Annotated in this window: 18 protein-coding genes; 9 read left to right on the forward strand and 9 right to left on the reverse strand. The window is 60.8% G+C overall.

Annotated elements, in window-relative coordinates:
- Window positions 1–97: 97 nt before the first annotated feature.
- Both CD175_RS30140 and CD175_RS30145 read right to left on the reverse strand, forming a co-directional pair.
- Window positions 98–406, reverse strand: coding sequence for a PsiF family protein (locus CD175_RS30140; protein ID WP_007979669.1), 309 nt, complete (start codon window positions 404–406; stop codon window positions 98–100).
- 64 nt (window positions 407–470) lie between these two features.
- Window positions 471–1,265, reverse strand: coding sequence for an AraC family transcriptional regulator (locus CD175_RS30145; protein ID WP_104451528.1), 795 nt, complete (start codon window positions 1,263–1,265; stop codon window positions 471–473).
- Between the two features lie 97 nt (window positions 1,266–1,362).
- On the opposite strand from CD175_RS30145, the gene CD175_RS30150 reads away from it, so the two are divergent.
- Window positions 1,363–2,250: a DMT family transporter gene (locus CD175_RS30150; RefSeq protein ID WP_104451529.1), complete on the forward strand. Its 888-nt coding sequence runs from the start codon at window positions 1,363–1,365 to the stop codon at window positions 2,248–2,250.
- Between the two features lie 84 nt (window positions 2,251–2,334).
- Here the strand turns inward: CD175_RS30150 and CD175_RS30155 are convergent, their stop codons facing one another.
- The 3 genes from CD175_RS30155 to CD175_RS30165 all read right to left on the reverse strand — a co-directional run bounded on the left by CD175_RS30155 (window position 2,335) and on the right by CD175_RS30165 (window position 4,277).
- Window positions 2,335–3,225: an esterase/lipase family protein gene (locus CD175_RS30155; RefSeq protein ID WP_104451530.1), complete on the reverse strand. Its 891-nt coding sequence runs from the start codon at window positions 3,223–3,225 to the stop codon at window positions 2,335–2,337.
- A gap of 107 nt (window positions 3,226–3,332) precedes the next feature.
- On the reverse strand, window positions 3,333–3,638 hold the full coding sequence (locus CD175_RS30160; protein WP_095964730.1) for a DMT family transporter: 306 nt from the start codon (window positions 3,636–3,638) through the stop codon (window positions 3,333–3,335).
- Window positions 3,639–4,277, reverse strand: a complete 639-nt coding sequence (locus CD175_RS30165; RefSeq protein WP_104451531.1) for an FMN-dependent NADH-azoreductase — start codon at window positions 4,275–4,277, stop codon at window positions 3,639–3,641.
- Window positions 4,278–4,387: 110 nt separating this feature from the next.
- Here CD175_RS30165 and CD175_RS30170 point away from each other — a divergent pair, with 110 nt between their 5' ends.
- Window positions 4,388–5,302, forward strand: a complete 915-nt coding sequence (locus CD175_RS30170) for a LysR substrate-binding domain-containing protein (RefSeq protein WP_167399560.1) — start codon at window positions 4,388–4,390, stop codon at window positions 5,300–5,302.
- 114 nt (window positions 5,303–5,416) lie between these two features.
- On the opposite strand, the gene CD175_RS30175 is transcribed toward CD175_RS30170, so the two are convergent.
- On the reverse strand, window positions 5,417–7,492 hold the full coding sequence (locus CD175_RS30175) for an AsmA family protein (RefSeq protein WP_104451533.1): 2,076 nt from the start codon (window positions 7,490–7,492) through the stop codon (window positions 5,417–5,419).
- Between the two features lie 387 nt (window positions 7,493–7,879).
- Here CD175_RS30175 and CD175_RS30180 point away from each other — a divergent pair, with 387 nt between their 5' ends.
- From CD175_RS30180 to CD175_RS30215, 7 genes are all read left to right on the forward strand, one after another.
- Window positions 7,880–8,392: a hypothetical protein gene (locus CD175_RS30180; RefSeq protein WP_104451534.1), complete on the forward strand. Its 513-nt coding sequence runs from the start codon at window positions 7,880–7,882 to the stop codon at window positions 8,390–8,392.
- A gap of 171 nt (window positions 8,393–8,563) precedes the next feature.
- Window positions 8,564–9,196: a TetR family transcriptional regulator gene (locus CD175_RS30185; protein ID WP_007979686.1), complete on the forward strand. Its 633-nt coding sequence runs from the start codon at window positions 8,564–8,566 to the stop codon at window positions 9,194–9,196.
- 295 nt (window positions 9,197–9,491) lie between these two features.
- Window positions 9,492–9,992, forward strand: a complete 501-nt coding sequence (ureE, locus tag CD175_RS30190) for an urease accessory protein UreE (RefSeq protein ID WP_104451535.1) — start codon at window positions 9,492–9,494, stop codon at window positions 9,990–9,992.
- The gene (locus tag CD175_RS30195) at window positions 9,989–10,663 is read left to right on the forward strand and encodes an urease accessory protein UreF (RefSeq protein ID WP_104451536.1); all 675 of its coding nucleotides are present in this window, start codon (window positions 9,989–9,991) and stop codon (window positions 10,661–10,663) included. The genes ureE and CD175_RS30195 overlap by 4 nt, the downstream gene beginning before the upstream one ends.
- A 23-nt stretch (window positions 10,664–10,686) precedes the next feature.
- The gene (gene ureG, locus CD175_RS30200; protein WP_007979691.1) at window positions 10,687–11,301 is read left to right on the forward strand and encodes an urease accessory protein UreG; all 615 of its coding nucleotides are present in this window, start codon (window positions 10,687–10,689) and stop codon (window positions 11,299–11,301) included.
- Window positions 11,302–11,327: 26 nt separating this feature from the next.
- Window positions 11,328–11,900, forward strand: coding sequence for a HupE/UreJ family protein (locus CD175_RS30205; protein ID WP_104451537.1), 573 nt, complete (start codon window positions 11,328–11,330; stop codon window positions 11,898–11,900).
- Between the two features lie 181 nt (window positions 11,901–12,081).
- Window positions 12,082–13,215 carry an AGE family epimerase/isomerase gene (locus CD175_RS30215; RefSeq protein ID WP_104451539.1) on the forward strand — a complete coding sequence of 378 codons (1,134 nt, stop codon included), beginning with the start codon at window positions 12,082–12,084 and terminating at the stop codon, window positions 13,213–13,215.
- A gap of 102 nt (window positions 13,216–13,317) precedes the next feature.
- Here the strand turns inward: CD175_RS30215 and CD175_RS30220 are convergent, their stop codons facing one another.
- From CD175_RS30220 to CD175_RS30230, 3 genes are all read right to left on the reverse strand, one after another.
- On the reverse strand, window positions 13,318–14,223 hold the full coding sequence (locus tag CD175_RS30220; protein ID WP_104451540.1) for a cation diffusion facilitator family transporter: 906 nt from the start codon (window positions 14,221–14,223) through the stop codon (window positions 13,318–13,320).
- Between the two features lie 172 nt (window positions 14,224–14,395).
- Window positions 14,396–15,157, reverse strand: coding sequence for an SDR family oxidoreductase (locus tag CD175_RS30225; protein WP_104451541.1), 762 nt, complete (start codon window positions 15,155–15,157; stop codon window positions 14,396–14,398).
- 294 nt (window positions 15,158–15,451) lie between these two features.
- Entirely contained in the window at window positions 15,452–15,700 is a 249-nt protein-coding gene (locus CD175_RS30230) for a hypothetical protein (RefSeq protein WP_167399561.1), read from the reverse strand.
- Between the last annotated feature and the right edge of the window lie 247 nt (window positions 15,701–15,947).

The following is a 15,947-nucleotide window of genomic DNA, read 5'->3' on the forward strand; positions in this document are numbered from 1 at the left end:
CTCGCTCCCACATTTGTCCTGCGTGCCCAGTTCCACTGTGGGAGCGAGCCTGCTCGCGATGGGGCCCTCACAGCTCCCACATTTTTCAGCCCTATGTTTATTTTTTCTTCAGGCAATCACTCATGAACGCCTTGCGCTCATCGCCCTTGAGGGCTTTGGTGGCGGCGTCGGCGTTGCAGGTTTTCATTTTCTCTTGCTGCGGCGTCAAGGCCTTGCCGGCATCGTTTGCCGCCGGAGTAGCCTTCAGGCAGGTGCTCATGAAGGCTTTGCGCTCGTCGCCCTTGAGGCTTTTGGCCGTGGCGTCGGCGTTGCAGGTAGTCATCTTTTCCTGTTGGGCTGTGGCGGCGAAGCCCTGGGAGCAGAGCAGCAAACCGATCATCAACAAAGGGACACGCAAATTCTTCATGGAGTTTTCTCCTGGTCGCCACACCGAGGGGCGCGGCCTCGTACTGAAGTGTAGACAACCCCTGTTACACCTTCCTGTTCTCCAGATGGCTGCGCCGATACTGCTCCGGCGTACATCCGGCCTGGCGCTGGAACATCGCGATAAACGCCGAGCCGGTGCTGTAGCCCATGTCGAAAGCGATTTCCTGAATGCTGCGCTGGCTGTCCAGCGCTTCGATCGCCGCCAGAAAACGCAGGCGCTGGCGCCATTCGCCGAAACTCATGCCCAACTCCCGCACGAACTGCCGCGCCAGGGTGCGTTCGCTGACATGGATGCGTGCGGCCCATTCCGCCAATGGCCGGTTATCCCCGGGCTCGGCCTGCAATGCTTCCAGAATCCCCAGCAATCCGGGGCTGCTGGCGTAAGGCAGGTAGCACTCGTGCACCGGGGCCTGTTGCAGTTGATCCACCAATACCTGGGCCAGACGCTGGTCGGCGGCCTGCTCGGGAATTTGCACGTCCCGGGCGGCGAAGTCCTTGAGGATCGCCTTGAGGATGTCGCTGATGGCCAAGGTACAGGCTCGCGACGGCAGATCGGCGCACACCTTGGGCGCCAGGCACACGGCGCGGTAGTTGACCGGTTGGTGGCTATAGAAACTGTGCTCGATCTTTGGCGGTACCCACACCGCGTATTGCGGAGGCGACATGAAGCGGCTGCCCTCGACGTCCATGTGCAGCACGCCGTGGGCTGCATATTCCAGCGTCCCCCAGGGATGTCGATGGGGGGCTGCGTATTCGTGGGCGTCGAAATCGGCGTAGCGGAAGTACACCGCCGACGGCAGTTCGCTGAAATCCAGCAGGTCGATGTGTTTACTGCTCATGCTGTCCGTCATCAGGGGCGAGTTGTCCGGATCGAAGTATAGGCTTGCATCCAGACAAGCGGATAATTGCACTTCATTAACGTTCTGGTTTTTCCCGATGCAATACGCTTATCCCCTGCTGGCCATTTTCATCTGGGCCGGCAATACCGTGATCACCAAAATGTCGGCCGGGGCGATCTTCCCCGCCGAGATCGGTTTCTACCGCTGGCTGCTGGCCGGTTTGCTGTTCACGCCCTTCATGCTCAAACCGGTGCTCGCCCATTGGCCGCTGATCCGCCCGAAACTGGGCAAGATCTTTGTCCTCGGTGTTCTCGGCATGGCGGTCTATCAAAGCCTGGCGTACTTCGCCGCGAACCTGACCTCGGCCACCAACATGGGCATCATTCTGTCGCTGATGCCGCTGATGTCGCTCGCGATGGCGATCATCAGCCTCGGCCAACGCCTGACCATGGGTGCCCTGGCCGGTGCGGTGCTGTCGTTCGCCGGCGTCCTGGTAGTGGTGTCGTCCGGCAGCCTGGGCACATTGCTCGAACACGGGGTCAACCTGGGCGACGCGATGATGCTGATCGCCACCCTGGCCTACGCGGTCTACAGCACCCTGTTGAAAAAATGGCAGCTGAAACTGCCGCCGCTGGTGCTCTTGTATCTGCAGGTGCTGGTGGCCGTGGTGGTGCTGTTTCCGCTGTTCCTCGCCTCACCGAAAGTCGGCCCGACCCTGCAGAACATTCCGCTGGTGCTGTACGCCTGCCTGCTGGCTTCGATGGTCGCGCCGTTGGCGTGGATGCAGGCGGTGGTACGTTTGGGGCCGAGCCGGACCACGCAGTTTTTCAATTTGTTGCCGTTGATTACCGCATTGATTGCAGCGGTGGTGCTGCATGAACAACTGGCGATGTACCACCTGGTGGGTGGTGTGTTGACGCTGGGTGGGGTGATTGTTTCCGAGCGCTGGACGACAGTGTTGGGGCGTAAGGTCGGTGTTGCCTGATTGAAAAGATCGCAGCCTTCGGCAGCTCCTACAGTTGGAATGCGTTCCCCTGTAGGAGCTGCCGCAGGCTGCGATCTTTTGATCTTATAGACCCGCCGCTTGCAGTCGCGCCGCATGCTCGACAAACAAACGGACCGGCTCTGCCCCCTTGCCCACCAGCCCCAGCGACTGGTTGACGATATCGAAGTGATCCAGCGGATACTCATCGCCAATCACCGTGCCCAGGTGCGAGCTGTAGCGCCCGACCATGCCGTCGCAATGCCCGGCTTCACGGACGAAGGTTTTAGCGAATAACCGGCAACTGCGGTTGGTACCGTCCAGCAGATTGCGCCCGCGATCGGTAATGCCCGGCTGCAAGGTGCCGGACCAGGAGTAATAACGCACGCCGTTGACCTCTTCCGGCCCGTGACCGCCCCAGGTTTCGGGCAAGCCCTGTGGATAACGCCGGTTGAACAGCGCCACACCAGCGCTGGTGAGGGAGAGATGGGACGCATGGATATCCACCGGCAGCTTCGGCCCGCGGTAACCGGTATCCAGCCACCCCATCAGCGCGCTGACCATCCGCAGCAAAAAACAGAGCAGATGACCACGGACGCTGTCATGGGGGTAATGCTTGTGCAGATAATCGGCAAGCTCCGAACCATGGTTCGGCCCCGCCACCGAGGTCACCGACGCCACCAGGTCCGGACGCTTGGCCGCGGCGTAACGAGCGGTCAGCGAGCCCTGGCTATGGCCTATCAGGTTGACCTTGTCGGCCCCGGTTTCCCGCAGGATTTCGTCGATACGTGCCAGCAATTGCTCGCCGCGTACTTCGTTCGAATTAAGCGGCGAGACCTGCACGGCGAACACCACGGCCCCACCACGACGCAGCGCCTCGACGATCCCGTACCAGTACGGATAAAGCACCAAGCGGATGAACCCGAGCATTCCCGGGACCAGCACCAGCGGGTAGCGCGGGGCAGAACCTTGCGACATGGGTGGACATCCTTGTGGTCGGGTGGTGACGCAAGGCGCAATGCAAGACATCCGCCAAGCATCGCCAGCGAAGATGACAACTCGACGACAAGTCTATGTCATCCGCCCTACTTCAACCCCGCCACGCCCGCCACGATCAGCCCGACCGAGACCAGCTTGATCACGCTCAGGCTTTCCCCCAGCAGCGCGAACCCGAGAAACACCGTGCCTAGCGATCCGATGGCGGTCCAGATCGGGTACGCAATGCTCACGGGTAACTCGCGCATGGCCAGGGTCAGGAAGTAGATCCCGCCCACAGCGGCCACCACCGTGATCAGCGAAGGCCAGAGCCGGGTGAAGCCCTCGGCGTATTTCATGCCCATGGCGAAGGTGACTTCGAACCCGGCGGCGACCAGCAGAAAAAGCCAGGCCATCTAGAACTCCCCGGCCAGCGCCAGCAAGCGCTGCTCAGCCTCGGCGGCAGAGATCTCAAAGCTGCGCTCGGCGGACTCCTCGCCCTCGGCAGCGACCACTGTGACATCGGTGATGCCGATGAATCCGAGCACCGTGCGCAGTAGCGTGTCGGCATGGTTCATGGCTTCCAGCTCGCCGCCCGGGCCAAAACCGAAGCCGCCACGGCTGGTGATGATCAGGGCTTTTTTGCCCTGCACCAATGGCTCGTACTGGGCCACGCCATTGTCCAGGGTGTGATCGAAGGTCACCCCCACCCGCACGATCTGATCGATCCAGGCCTTCAAGCCGCTGGGAACGCTGAAGTTGTGCATCGGTGTGGAAATCACCAGCACATCATGGCCGAGCAGTTCGCCGACCAGTTCGTCGCTGAACGCCAGATCGGCCTGCATCGACAGTGGCCGAGCGTCGGGCTCGGGGTAAAACGCGGCGGCCACGAATGCCTCGTTGACCGGCGGGATCAGCGCCCGACCGACTTCGCGTCGGGTCAGTGGCGAGTGTGGATGACGGGCCTGCCAGGCCGTCAGAAACACTTCGGCCAAACGCCGGGAATGCGAACGATCGCCACGGGGGCTGGCATGAACGGCAAGAATTTTACTCATCTGAACCTCCTCAGGGACTAAACTCGAACGGCTTGTGGCTTGCAGCTTGAAGCTCGCGGCTGCACCCCTTCAAATGAGTAAAAATCAGCCAAGGTGAATCTATTTCACCTGTGGAGTTTTCAATGTTCGCCTCGCTGCCCTTGACCGCCCTGCGCGCCTTCGAATCCGCCTCACGCCTGTTGAGTTTCAAGGCCGCCGCCGAAGAACTGGCCGTCACCCCGACGGCGGTGTCCCATCAGATCCGCTCCCTGGAAAGCTGGCTCGGCGTGCCGCTGTTCGAACGCCTGCCACGCCAGGTGCGCCTGACCGAATGCGGCGAACGGCTGTTCCAGAGCCTGCACGGGGCGTTCCTCGAAGTGGCGCAAAGTGTCGATACCCTGCGCCCGCAGCGCAGCGGCGCGAACTTGACGGTCTCCACCACCGCGGCCTTCGCCGCACTGTGGCTGGTGCCTCGGTTGGGACGCTTCTATGCCCGGCACCCGAACATCAACGTGCGCCTCGACACCCACTGCGAAGTCATCGATTTGCATCAGGACGCCAGTGTCGATCTGGTGCTGCGCTACAGCCTCGACAATTACCCCAACCTGTACGGCCAGTGCCTGTTCGATGAGTCCTTCGGTGTCTACGGTTCGCCCGAACAAGTGGCGCTGGCGTTGAATCGTGCCCCGACGCTGATCAGCGTGCGCTGGCACAACTCCAGACTCTACGCCCACGGCTGGGAGGCCTGGTGCGCGCAATCGGGCGAAACCTGGCTGAGCGGTCGGCCAGCGGTGCGCGAATACGACGAAGAGCATTACGCCCTGCAAGCGGCCATTGCCGGGCAGGGTCTGGTGCTGGCAAGCAATATTCTGGTGTCGGAAAGCGTGGCCAGCGGCCTTTTGTTGCCGTACCGGGGAGACATCCAGGTCGATGGCGCCGGCTACAGCGCACTGTGCGTGCCGGGACGCGAACGCCATCCACCGGTTCGGGCGTTTTTTGCGTGGCTGCGTGAAGAGGCGTTGGCGTCGGGGCATGCTCTGGCGTGAGAATGGTTGCGCCTGTCAGGCCGCCATCGCGAGCAAGCTCGCACAATAACCCTGTATGCACAGATCCCCTGTAGGAGCGAGCCTGCTCGCGATGGGGCCCCTACAGCCACCCGATTATTTACCCGGTTTGACGGTGACAGGCGCCTTGCCCGACTTCATCTGTTCCAGCAACGGTGCGCATTGATTCGGTTCACCACCGCTCGGTGCCACCAGCGCCAGCAATCCTGCCGCCGGCGCGGCAATCACCCCCAGCGCCACCATTCCGGCGCCGCGCAGCATCAACGGCACGGCCTTGACCCCGGCATCGGGCTTGATGAACTTGCCACGCACATACAGCGGCGAACGCAATGAAATCAGGCGCCAGCCCTTGGATTCCGGGGTGATGGTCAGGTCCAGTTGTTCCGTCGCCATGTTAGCGGTGCCGTCGATGTAGACGATGGCGTTCTCGGTGTCGAATACGAACAGCCGGGTGGTGGCCAGGCCGGACTGGATACCGAAGTCGGCGGCCGCGCAGTTGATCTTCACTTCCTTGTCGCCAAAGATCTTGCCAACCACATAGTTGCCGACGTTCAGGCCTGCCAGCTCCATCAATTCGCGACTGATGGCGCCATCGTTGATCAGCATTTTCAGATTGCCATTGGCGCTGCCCAGCAGCCTGGCCACCGAATTGCCGCGCCCGCTGATATCTGCGTCGCCATTGAGCTCGCCAAAACTGGTCTTCATCGGCTCAAAGCCGGGGAACAACTGTTTGAGCTTGAAGCCCCTCGCCGTAAGCCTCGCGTGGCCTTCCAGGGGATCGGTGTGGCCGTTCAGGCGAATCTGCGCGTCCAGCTTGCCGCCGGCCACGCCGAAGCGCAGCGGTTCGAGGCTGAGCACGCCATCGGTGAGCACCAGATGGGTATAGAGGTCGTTGAATGGCAATTTTTCGCTGTGCACGATGCGCTTGCCGGTGAACTCGACATCGGCGTCCATATCGCGCCAGCGATCTGTCTTGAACTCTTCGACCGGCAGCACTTTGTCCGCCGGTTGTTTGCTGTCACCGCCACGGGCCTTCTGTTTGGCGTTGGAATCGGCGCCAATCAGCGGCGCCAGGTCAGCGAACAGCAATTGATTGGACAACAGCGAGCCGCTGAGTTTTGGCCGTGGCTGGCTGGCCACGTAAGTCAGACTGCCGTGGATGTCACTCTCGCCGATCTTGCCGTTGAATTCCTCATAGCGGAACACCGCGCCACCCGGTTCGTGCAACTTGGCGATCAGATGGCCGTCGGTGGCATAGGGTGGCGTGTCTGGCAGGATCACGCCGGTCAGCGGGTAGAGGTTGCCCAGGCTGGTGCCGGCCAATTTCAGGCGCAGGTCCAGGGCGCCGAGATTCAGCGGATCGGTCAGGGTGCCAGCCAGTTCGACGCTGGAATCGGCGATCTTCACCTGTGCCTGAAGCGGAAACGGGCGTGCCGCGTCCTGCAGCGCCAACAACCCGCCAATCTTGCCCTGGCCCGCGAGTTTCTGGCCGTGGTACTGGCCGTTGACCTTGAGGGCGAACGCATAATCCTGGGGTGACGAGCCCTTTTCCTGCGCGGCTTTCGCCGCTTTGTCGCCGACGATATCGCTGAACGGAATCGGCTTGCCCAACGGATCGATCAGCACATCGAGCTGCGTCTTCAGGCTCTGGTCGTCGAGGGTGACGTGGCCCTTGTCGAAGCCGATCGCCCCGATATCCACCACCCAACTGGAAGGCTCGGCGTTCGGGTCTTTGGGGTCGAATTTGAACGTCCAGTTGGCGCGTCCGTCAGCCAGGCGTTGCAGTTGCGCATTCGGCTCGGCGAGGTCGATACGCGGGATCACTACCCGCTGCGCCAGCAAAGCCAGGGGTGAAATGCGCAACTCGACACGCTTGAGAGTGGCCATCTGCGGTTGCTTCGACCAGTCCGGGTTGCCCAGGCTGATGTCCTCGGCCACCACATGAGGCCAAGGCACCCAAGCGCGCCAGCCGCTTTCATCGGGCTCGGTCTGCCAGACCACCGACAGATTACCGTTGATGGCAAAAGCGCGGTGCAGCTCTTCGGAAACCTTGGCATTGAGCGGCGGTTTGATCCGGTTCCAGTCGAAGAACACGATGATCAGCACCAGCAACGCCAACAAGGTAAGGAAGGTGGAAAGGGTCCAGACAAACGTCTTTTGGGTGCGCGTCATTGCACAGGGCTCCTGATACGACTGAGCGCCCCGACTGCGACGCACAGGTGAAACGGTGAGCCGGAAGCGGCTCGCCATGAAGTCTACGACTGATAAAAACCCGGCAGGTTTAATCGATAGACCGATTTCGCCGAATTCAGCCAGTCCGATACTGACCCATCAGTCGAACAGCGTTACCGGCCCCGCACTTTTACACGTCAAAGATGGGTCGAAAATACCCAAACCGGTGCAAGACAACTCGCCGGAAACGCCCGGTCTAGAGCCTCCCCAGCAAACAATCAATTCCGTTGATTATTACCATTGCGTTTATGAACTTTTATATCGATTTATCGAGAGTAGCATTGCCCTCGTACCCACTTTTTCGCACCCCCGAGGAGCACAACAATCATGAAACGCCAATTACTGCTTAGCCTTTCACTCTCGATGCTGGCCAGCACTGCTTTTGCCCTGCCAGCCGCTGACCAGGCCACCCCACAAGTGAAACAAGACCACTCGGTGTTCAGCCAGACCGTCGCCGCCGATGGCTCCGACCGTACTCCTCAGGGTCAAACCCTTGCCGAAGGCGGTAATGATCGTCTGAAAGAAAAAGGCCTGATCACTCAGGATGGCTCGGACCGTACTCCACAAGGCCAGACCCTGGCTGCCGATGGTTCGGATCGCACCCCACAAGGCCAGACCCTCGCCGCTGATGGTTCGGATCGCACCCCACAAGGCCAGACCCTGGCTGCCGACGGTTCGGATCGCACCCCACAAGGCCAGACCCTGGCTGCCGATGGTTCGGATCGCACCCCACAAGGTCAAACCCTGGCCGCTGATGGTTCGGATCGCACTCCACAAGGTCAAACCCTCGCTGAAGGCGGTGGTGACCGTGTGTTCGAACGCAACAGCGCTCTGAGCTAAGCCCCATGGCCGCCCAGAAAAAAAGCCCAATCCACGGATTGGGCTTTTGACTTTTCAGCACTGCGCTTGATAGATAACGCACTTCCCCGCTTGATCCCTCACTGTCGTTCGACGCCGGCAAAGCCGATTTGCTAGAGTGCGCCGCGTCCCTGTCCAGAAAACGCCCTTGCGATGCTGCCCCGCGCCGAACAGAAACAACAGACCCGTAATGCCCTGATGGACGCTGCCCGGCGCCTGATGGACGGCGGCCGAGGATTCGGCAGCCTGAGCCTGCGTGAAGTCGCGAAAACCGCCGGCATCGTACCGACCGGTTTCTACCGCCATTTTGCCGATATGGATGAACTGGGCCTGGTGCTGGTCAGCGAAGTCGGCCAGACCTTTCGCGAAACCATTCGCCTGGTACGGCACAACGAATTCGTGATGGGCGGCATCATCGATGCCTCGGTGCGGATTTTTCTCGACGTGGTCAGCGCCAACCGCTCGCAGTTCCTGTTTCTCGCCCGCGAGCAATACGGCGGTTCGCTGCCGGTGCGCCAGGCCATTGGCCGTCTGCGTGAAGGCATCAGTTCGGACCTGGCGGCGGATTTGTCACTGATGCCGAAACTGCAGCACCTGGACATCGCCGACCTGAGCGTCATGGCGGATCTGATCGTCAAAAGCGTGTTCGCCACCCTGCCGGACATCATCGATCCGCCCGCCGAGGCCTTGCCAGAGCACCTGACGCCCCAGGCAAAAATCACCCAGCAGCTGCGGTTTATCTTTATCGGCCTCAAGCACTGGCAAGGGCTCGGCAGCACCGAGTAACCCTTAACCTTCAGTCTGGATCAAGACCCTGTGGGAGCGAGCCTGCTCGCGATGGCATCGACACATTCAACATCCATGTAACAGGCACACCGCTATCGCGAGCAGGCTCGCTCCCACAAAAATCAAAATCCGCCTTAAATTGGTGCGCAGTAAAAAACCAGCGCACCAACTTCAACCAAAAAACTTACTCAATCGATACCCCTCCTACGCGTCCGTCAGCCATTTCCTACGCATCATGTCGATTGGCAAGCCCCTTGCTCTAGCCTGAGCATCGTCCATTGCTGGAAGCCTTCCGATGCTGGTGATTCATCGCAGAATCGAGCCTCAACCCGTTTGGGCCGCTGAACTGCACCTGACGTTCGAAGCCCGCAGCAAAAGTCGTTTGCGCTGTTTCAGTGCCGAGGGCGAAGACGTCGGGTTGTTTTTGGAGCGTGGCCAACCGCCGCTGCATGACGGCGAATGCCTGCAAGCCGAAGACGGGCGGATCGTGCGTGTCTGCGCCCGCCCCGAACAACTGCTGCACGTCACCTGCGCCAATGCCTTCGAACTGACCCGCGCGGCCTATCACCTGGGCAACCGCCATGTCGCCCTGCAAGTCGGCGACGGCTGGTTACGACTGCTCGACGACTACGTGCTCAAGGCCATGCTCGAACAACTCGGTGCCATTGCCTCGCACATCGAAGCACCGTTCCAGCCGGAACATGGCGCCTACGGCGGTGGCCATCATCATTCGCGCCACGGCGATGAAGACTTCAACTACGCGCCGAAACTGCACCAGTTCGGCGTACGCCCATGAACCCGGCCTGGGCGCTGCTGCGCCTGGCCAGCCCGCAATTGCCGATTGGCGGCTACAGCTACTCCCAAGGGCTGGAAATGGCTGTGGATAACGGCCGGGTAAGCGACCCCGACAGTGCGCGACGCTGGATCAGCGATCAGTTGCTGTTGAATCTGGCACGCTTCGAAGCACCGTTGCTGCTTGCCCATTGCGTGGCCGCCAGCGAGGACAACTGGGGCCAATTGCTGCAACGCTGCGAGGAACACCGCGCCAGTCGCGAAACCCGCGAGCTGCATCAGGAAAGCCGGCAGATGGGTTACTCGTTGCAGCAATTGCTCAACGGCTTGCCGGAACTCGACACCCCCGCCCGTGCCTTCCTCGAACAACGCAGCGAGCCCCATCTGGCTCTGGGTTGGGCCTTGGCCGCGCGCGCCTGGCAGATCAGCCCCCAGGACGCATTGGCTGCGTGGCTATGGAGCTGGCTGGAAAACCAGTTGGCGGTGCTGATGAAGACCTTGCCACTGGGTCAGCAAGCCGCCCAACGCCTGACCAGCGAACTGTTGCCGCTGCTTCAACAGGCGCAACAGAGCGCCACCCGAATCGATCCCGATCACTACGGCAGCGCCGCTTTCGGCCTGTCCCTGGCGTGTATGGCCCATGAGCGCCAGTACAGCCGTCTGTTCCGTTCCTAGGGCCTGTTATTTTGGAGAATCACATGAACACTCAACCTCTGCGCGTGGGCATCGGCGGCCCGGTCGGTTCCGGCAAAACCGCCCTGACCCTGGCCCTGTGCCTGGCCCTGCGCGAGCGCTACAACCTGGCCGTGGTGACCAACGACATCTACACCCGCGAAGACGCCGACTTCCTGGTGCGCAACGAAGCCCTGGCACCGGAACGCATCATCGGCGTGGAAACCGGCGGCTGCCCGCACACGGCCATCCGCGAAGACGCTTCGATCAACCTTGAAGCCGTGGATCAACTCAATCGCCGTTTTCCGGGGCTGGACCTGATTCTCGTGGAGTCCGGTGGCGACAACCTCTCCGCGACCTTCAGCCCGGAACTGTCCGACCTGACGATCTACGTGATCGACGTCTCCGCTGGCGACAAGCTGCCGCGCAAGGGTGGGCCGGGGATCTGCAAATCCGACCTGCTGGTGATCAACAAGATCGACCTGGCGCCGCTGGTCGGTGCCTCGCTGGAGATGATGAACAGCGACACCCAGCGCATGCGCAACGGCAAGCCATTTGTCTTCAGCAACCAGAAAACCGGCCAGGGTCTGGAACAGATCATCGCCTTCATCGAACGCCAGGGCTTGCTGACCGCGGCCTGATCACCCCTTCAACAAGGAAGCTTTCCATGACACTGAAACGCATTCTGGGCGCCCTGGCCCTGCTGCTGACGCCAGCCCTTGCCCTCGCCCATCCGGGGCACGGCGACAATGGCTTGATCACCGGTATCAGCCATCCGCTTGGCGGTCTCGATCACCTGCTGGCGATGCTCGCGGTCGGCCTGTGGGCCGCACAGCAACAAGGTGCTGCGCGCTGGGCGCTGCCATGCACCTTCGTCGGGACCCTGCTGATTGGCGGGATGCTGGGCTTTGAAGGAATGAACCTGCCTGCACTGGAGAGCGGGATTGCCGCTTCCGTATTGGCCTTGGGGCTGGTGGTGGCGCTGGCTGTGCGTCCACCGCTGGTGATGGCGGTGGGTGCGACAGCGTTGTTTGCGCTATTTCATGGTGTGGCACATGGGCTGGAACTGCCGGAGATGTCGAGTCCCTGGACCTATGCTGCAGGCTTTGTCGCAGCGACGGCGGTGTTGCATGCGGCGGGTTATGCGCTGGTGCGGGTGTTGCCACAGGCAGCGGCACCGCTGGTACGACTGGCGGGCGCGGCTTCGGCGGCGACCGGGGTGTGGTTGTTGGCGGGTTGATTTTTTGTCGCCTGTGATGGCCCCATCGCGAGCAGGCTCGCTCCCACATGGGTCCCGTGTACTACGATCCCTTGTGGCAGCGAGCCTGCTCGCGAAAGCGGCCTGACAGACACAGCCTCTCTCAGGCCGACCTCTCTGCTAACATGTCGCGCAATCGCCCCTGCCGTGACGACGCCAGCCAATGCCACCTGTTTCCCGCTCCGCCTCCCAGCCTGAATTGACCGCCCTGTTCGCTTCGGTGCAACAGCACTTCCTGAACGTCATCGTGCCGCTCTGGCAAGGTCCGGGCTGGAATGCCGACATGGCGTTGCCCTACGAGGCGCTGGATGCCGAACACCAACCGCTGCCACCGCAACGCTACCGGGCCATGGCCTGTGCGCGGCAGTTGTATCTGTTTGCCAGCCTGATCGGTCAGGTGCCGGGCGCCGAAGAGCGTGCCGCCGCCTTGTTCCGCTCGTTGCAGCGGCACTTCCACGATGCCGAGCACGGTGGCTGGTTCTACAGCGTCGATGCTCAAGGGGCGCCACTGGATCAGCGCAAGGACCTCTACACCCACGCGTTCATCCTGTTCGCCTGCGCCCATTACTGGGACAAGGTCCGCGAGCCGCTGGTGGAGTCGGTACTCAACGCCTCGCTGGAAGTGATCGCGCAGCGTTTCGCCACGGACGACGGTCTGTACGAAGCCACGCTCGACCGCGACTGGGCATCGCTGGGCAGCGGCCCCTTGCAAAACCCGCTGATGCACCTGGCCGAAGCCTTCCTCGCCACCCTGTCGGTGCGTGAAGATCTCGACGTACAACACGCACTCATCGAGTTATGCACAGCCATGCACGCGCGCTTCATCGATCCGCAGCACGGCGCGTTGATGGAAAAGCCGCTGGGGTCTGTGGATAACTGGTTTGAACCGGGGCATCAGTTCGAGTGGTATTTCCTGCTGGAATCCTCGGCATTGCTGCGCACTTCGACCCTGCATGCCGATCTGGAAAGGGCCTTCGCCTTTACCGAGCAGTTGGGTGTTGATCAACAGACTGGTGCGGTGCGAGCCATGCTCGACCTCGAACCAGCTGGCGGCGTCCGGGATGCCACACAGCGTATATGGGCCCAAGCCGAATACTTGCGCGCCCTGACGCTGCGTCCGGACAGCGAAGCGGATGTGTTGCGTCAATTGCAGGCGCTGCAGCAGCGTTCGCTGCACGCAGGAGGCTGGTTTGAGTGTCGTGATGAGCACGGTGAAGTCAGCCGCCGCGACATGCCGTCGACCACGCCCTACCACCTGGCGACCTGTTATCGCGGGTTGGCGGTATATCTCGGCTGACTGTTTGATTGCTTTCGCGAGCAGGCTCGCTCCCACAGTTGATCGCATTTCAATGTGGGAGCGAGCCTGCTCGCGAATGACCTCAAAGAGGTCACCTGGCTGTCACTCAATCCACTTGCGATCCCCGGTAAAGCTGATGGTCAGCCATCGTGCGGCATCCGGCTCGCCTAGCTTTGTTGAAATTTCCTCGCGCAAACTGTCCAGCTGCCCCACCCCGTCCAGCCAGTAATCCTTCGGCAATACGATGTGGATCTCGATAAAACACGCCCTGCCGTGCTTCTGCACGTAGGAAATGTAGTCGTCGAACCCATGCTCGACCTTCGCCACCTCCATCACCTGACGAACCTTGTCGTCCAGTTGATCCGGGACGATCCCCAACACATCGCGCAAGGCCGGCCCGAGGATTTTGAAGGCTGGGGGGAGCATGCCCAAGGCCAGCAGAATCAGGATCATCGGGTCGACATACACCGCCCACTTGTCGTACCCCTGTGTCTTGAGCAGCAGCGCGATGAGGAAACTCACCAGCAGGCCCGCCGACAGCATCGCGTCCACCAGCCAACTGATGTTGTCGAACTGGATCAGCGATGAGTTGAGCGTGCGATTGCGTTGGCGGACGTAGAAAAAGTAAATGAGCTCAACGACAGTGAAGAACGCCGCGTAGAAGATCACCAGCCCCAGTTCGACCTCGCGGCCTCCACTGATGATGCCGAACACGCCGTTGAGAAAGGCGTAAATGGCGACCAGGAAAATGAAGCTACCTTCGATCACCAGCACCATGGGTTCCAGGTGCCAGGAACCGAACTGGAAGCGCTGGTTGCTTTCCTTGGCAATCAGCCGGGCGGTGATCAGCATCAGGACCTTGATAAAGGCCGCGATCAACGAAAAGAAGCCATCGAACAGGATGGATTGGGCGCCCGACACAAAACCGGTGATGATCCCGGCGAATGTCACGGCGAGCATCAGGAAGGTCGATTGTTTGAGCAGTGACTGCTCGCCTCGATTACTCACTGGATCTCCTCTGGAACCTCTAGACCGCAGGTTGCGGCGGGGTTGTTGGGTGAGGAGTCTAGCTGATGTCTTGCACTGCCAGTTCCGGCCCCTTCGCGAGCAGGCTCGCTCCCACAGGTACAGTGCAATCCTTGTGGGAGCGAGCCTGTTCGCGAATGGCCGTGACTCGATCTTAAGACTTGCGCTCGATCGAAAACCCGGCCCAGGTCTGGCTAACCGGCATCAGCTCCAGGCTGTTGATGTTGATATGCGCAGGCGCATTGAGCACCCAGAAAATGGTCTCGGCGATGTCTTGCGGCTGGATCGGCTCGGCGCCGGCGTAAGTGGCGTTGTAGCGCTCCTGGTCACCGGCAAAACGCACCAGCGAGAACTCGCTCTCGCACAGGCCCGGCTCGATGTTGCTGACCCGTACGCCTGTGCCCTGCAGGTCGCAGCGCAGGTTCAGGGAGAACTGTTTGACGAACGCCTTGGTCGCGCCATACACGTGGCTGCCCGGGTACGGGTAGTTGCCGGCGATGGACCCCAGGTTGACGATACCGGCACCACGACCGTGGGCGATCAGGCGTGGCAACAGCAGACGGGTGCTGTACATCAGGCCTTTGACGTTGGTGTCGACCATGGTGTCCCAATCGTCCAGGTCGCACTTGGGTGCCGGATCGACACCCAGGGCCAGCCCGGCGTTGTTGATCAACCCACGCAGTTTGGCAAAGGATGGCGGCAGATTGGCAATCGCTTCCTCCATGGCCTTGCGATCACGCACATCGAGCACCAGGCCATGGACTTCGGTCTGCTTCGACAGCTCGGCGCACAGCGCATTGAGGCGCTCTTCACGACGGCCTGTCAGCACCAATTTCCAGCCAGCGTCGGCAAAACGACGGGCACAGGCTTCACCAAAACCGGAGGTCGCGCCGGTAATAAACAGGGTGTTGGACATCGTGTTCTCCTTGCTTCGGCTGATCGCCAGCCATTGGAATGGTAAATCAGCAGGCAGAATGCCCGGCCTTGCCCATAGCGGCAACCGCACTTTCTGTACAAAAAACGAACAATCCTCGCAAGCCCTCGGCCAGCCTGGCTTGCAGCCATGTGCGCGCACGTTATCCACAGGCCGGTCCACAGTCTTTGGGGGCAAGTGAAAAAGCTGCGAGCCGCTGTCCACAAGGCTTTGCGCGGCTTTTTGAAACTTTTTTGCTTGACCCTCAATAGCCTGCCGTGTAGCCCCTGGCAATTTTCATGACTGACGGGTCAAACCAGCGATGGCGCCAAGCCAGTAACCACGGCCTTCAGCCGGGTCTTTCCAGAGTTTAATCACAGACTTATCCACAGGCTTGTCCACGCTGATTCCACACACATTCATCTCGAACAAAAAGGTTGACAAAGCGGTCTTCAAGTTGCGCAAAAACACTTGATCAAAAACTGAACACACCCCTGCAGGCCACGGTTTAAAAGGCCTCCAGCCAGCTACTCCCACGTTATTCACAGCCGGCTCCACAGCAAACGGGGACAAGTCAAAACCGTGACAAAACAACTATTTGCAGCGGCTTTATGTCGCGCTTCGGGAGCTCCTGAATATTGTTTTCCACAATTTCCTTTACCTCACACCGCCGCTCTTGTAGGAGCTGCCGCAGGCTGCGATCTTTTGATCCTGGCGCTTGAAAACAAGATCAAAAGATCGCAGCCTGCGGCAGCTCCTACAGCGCGCATAAAAAAACGCCCTGACGCTGAGA

The sequence above is a fragment of the Pseudomonas laurylsulfatiphila genome, assembly GCF_002934665.1.
Taxonomy (GTDB): domain Bacteria; phylum Pseudomonadota; class Gammaproteobacteria; order Pseudomonadales; family Pseudomonadaceae; genus Aquipseudomonas; species Aquipseudomonas laurylsulfatiphila.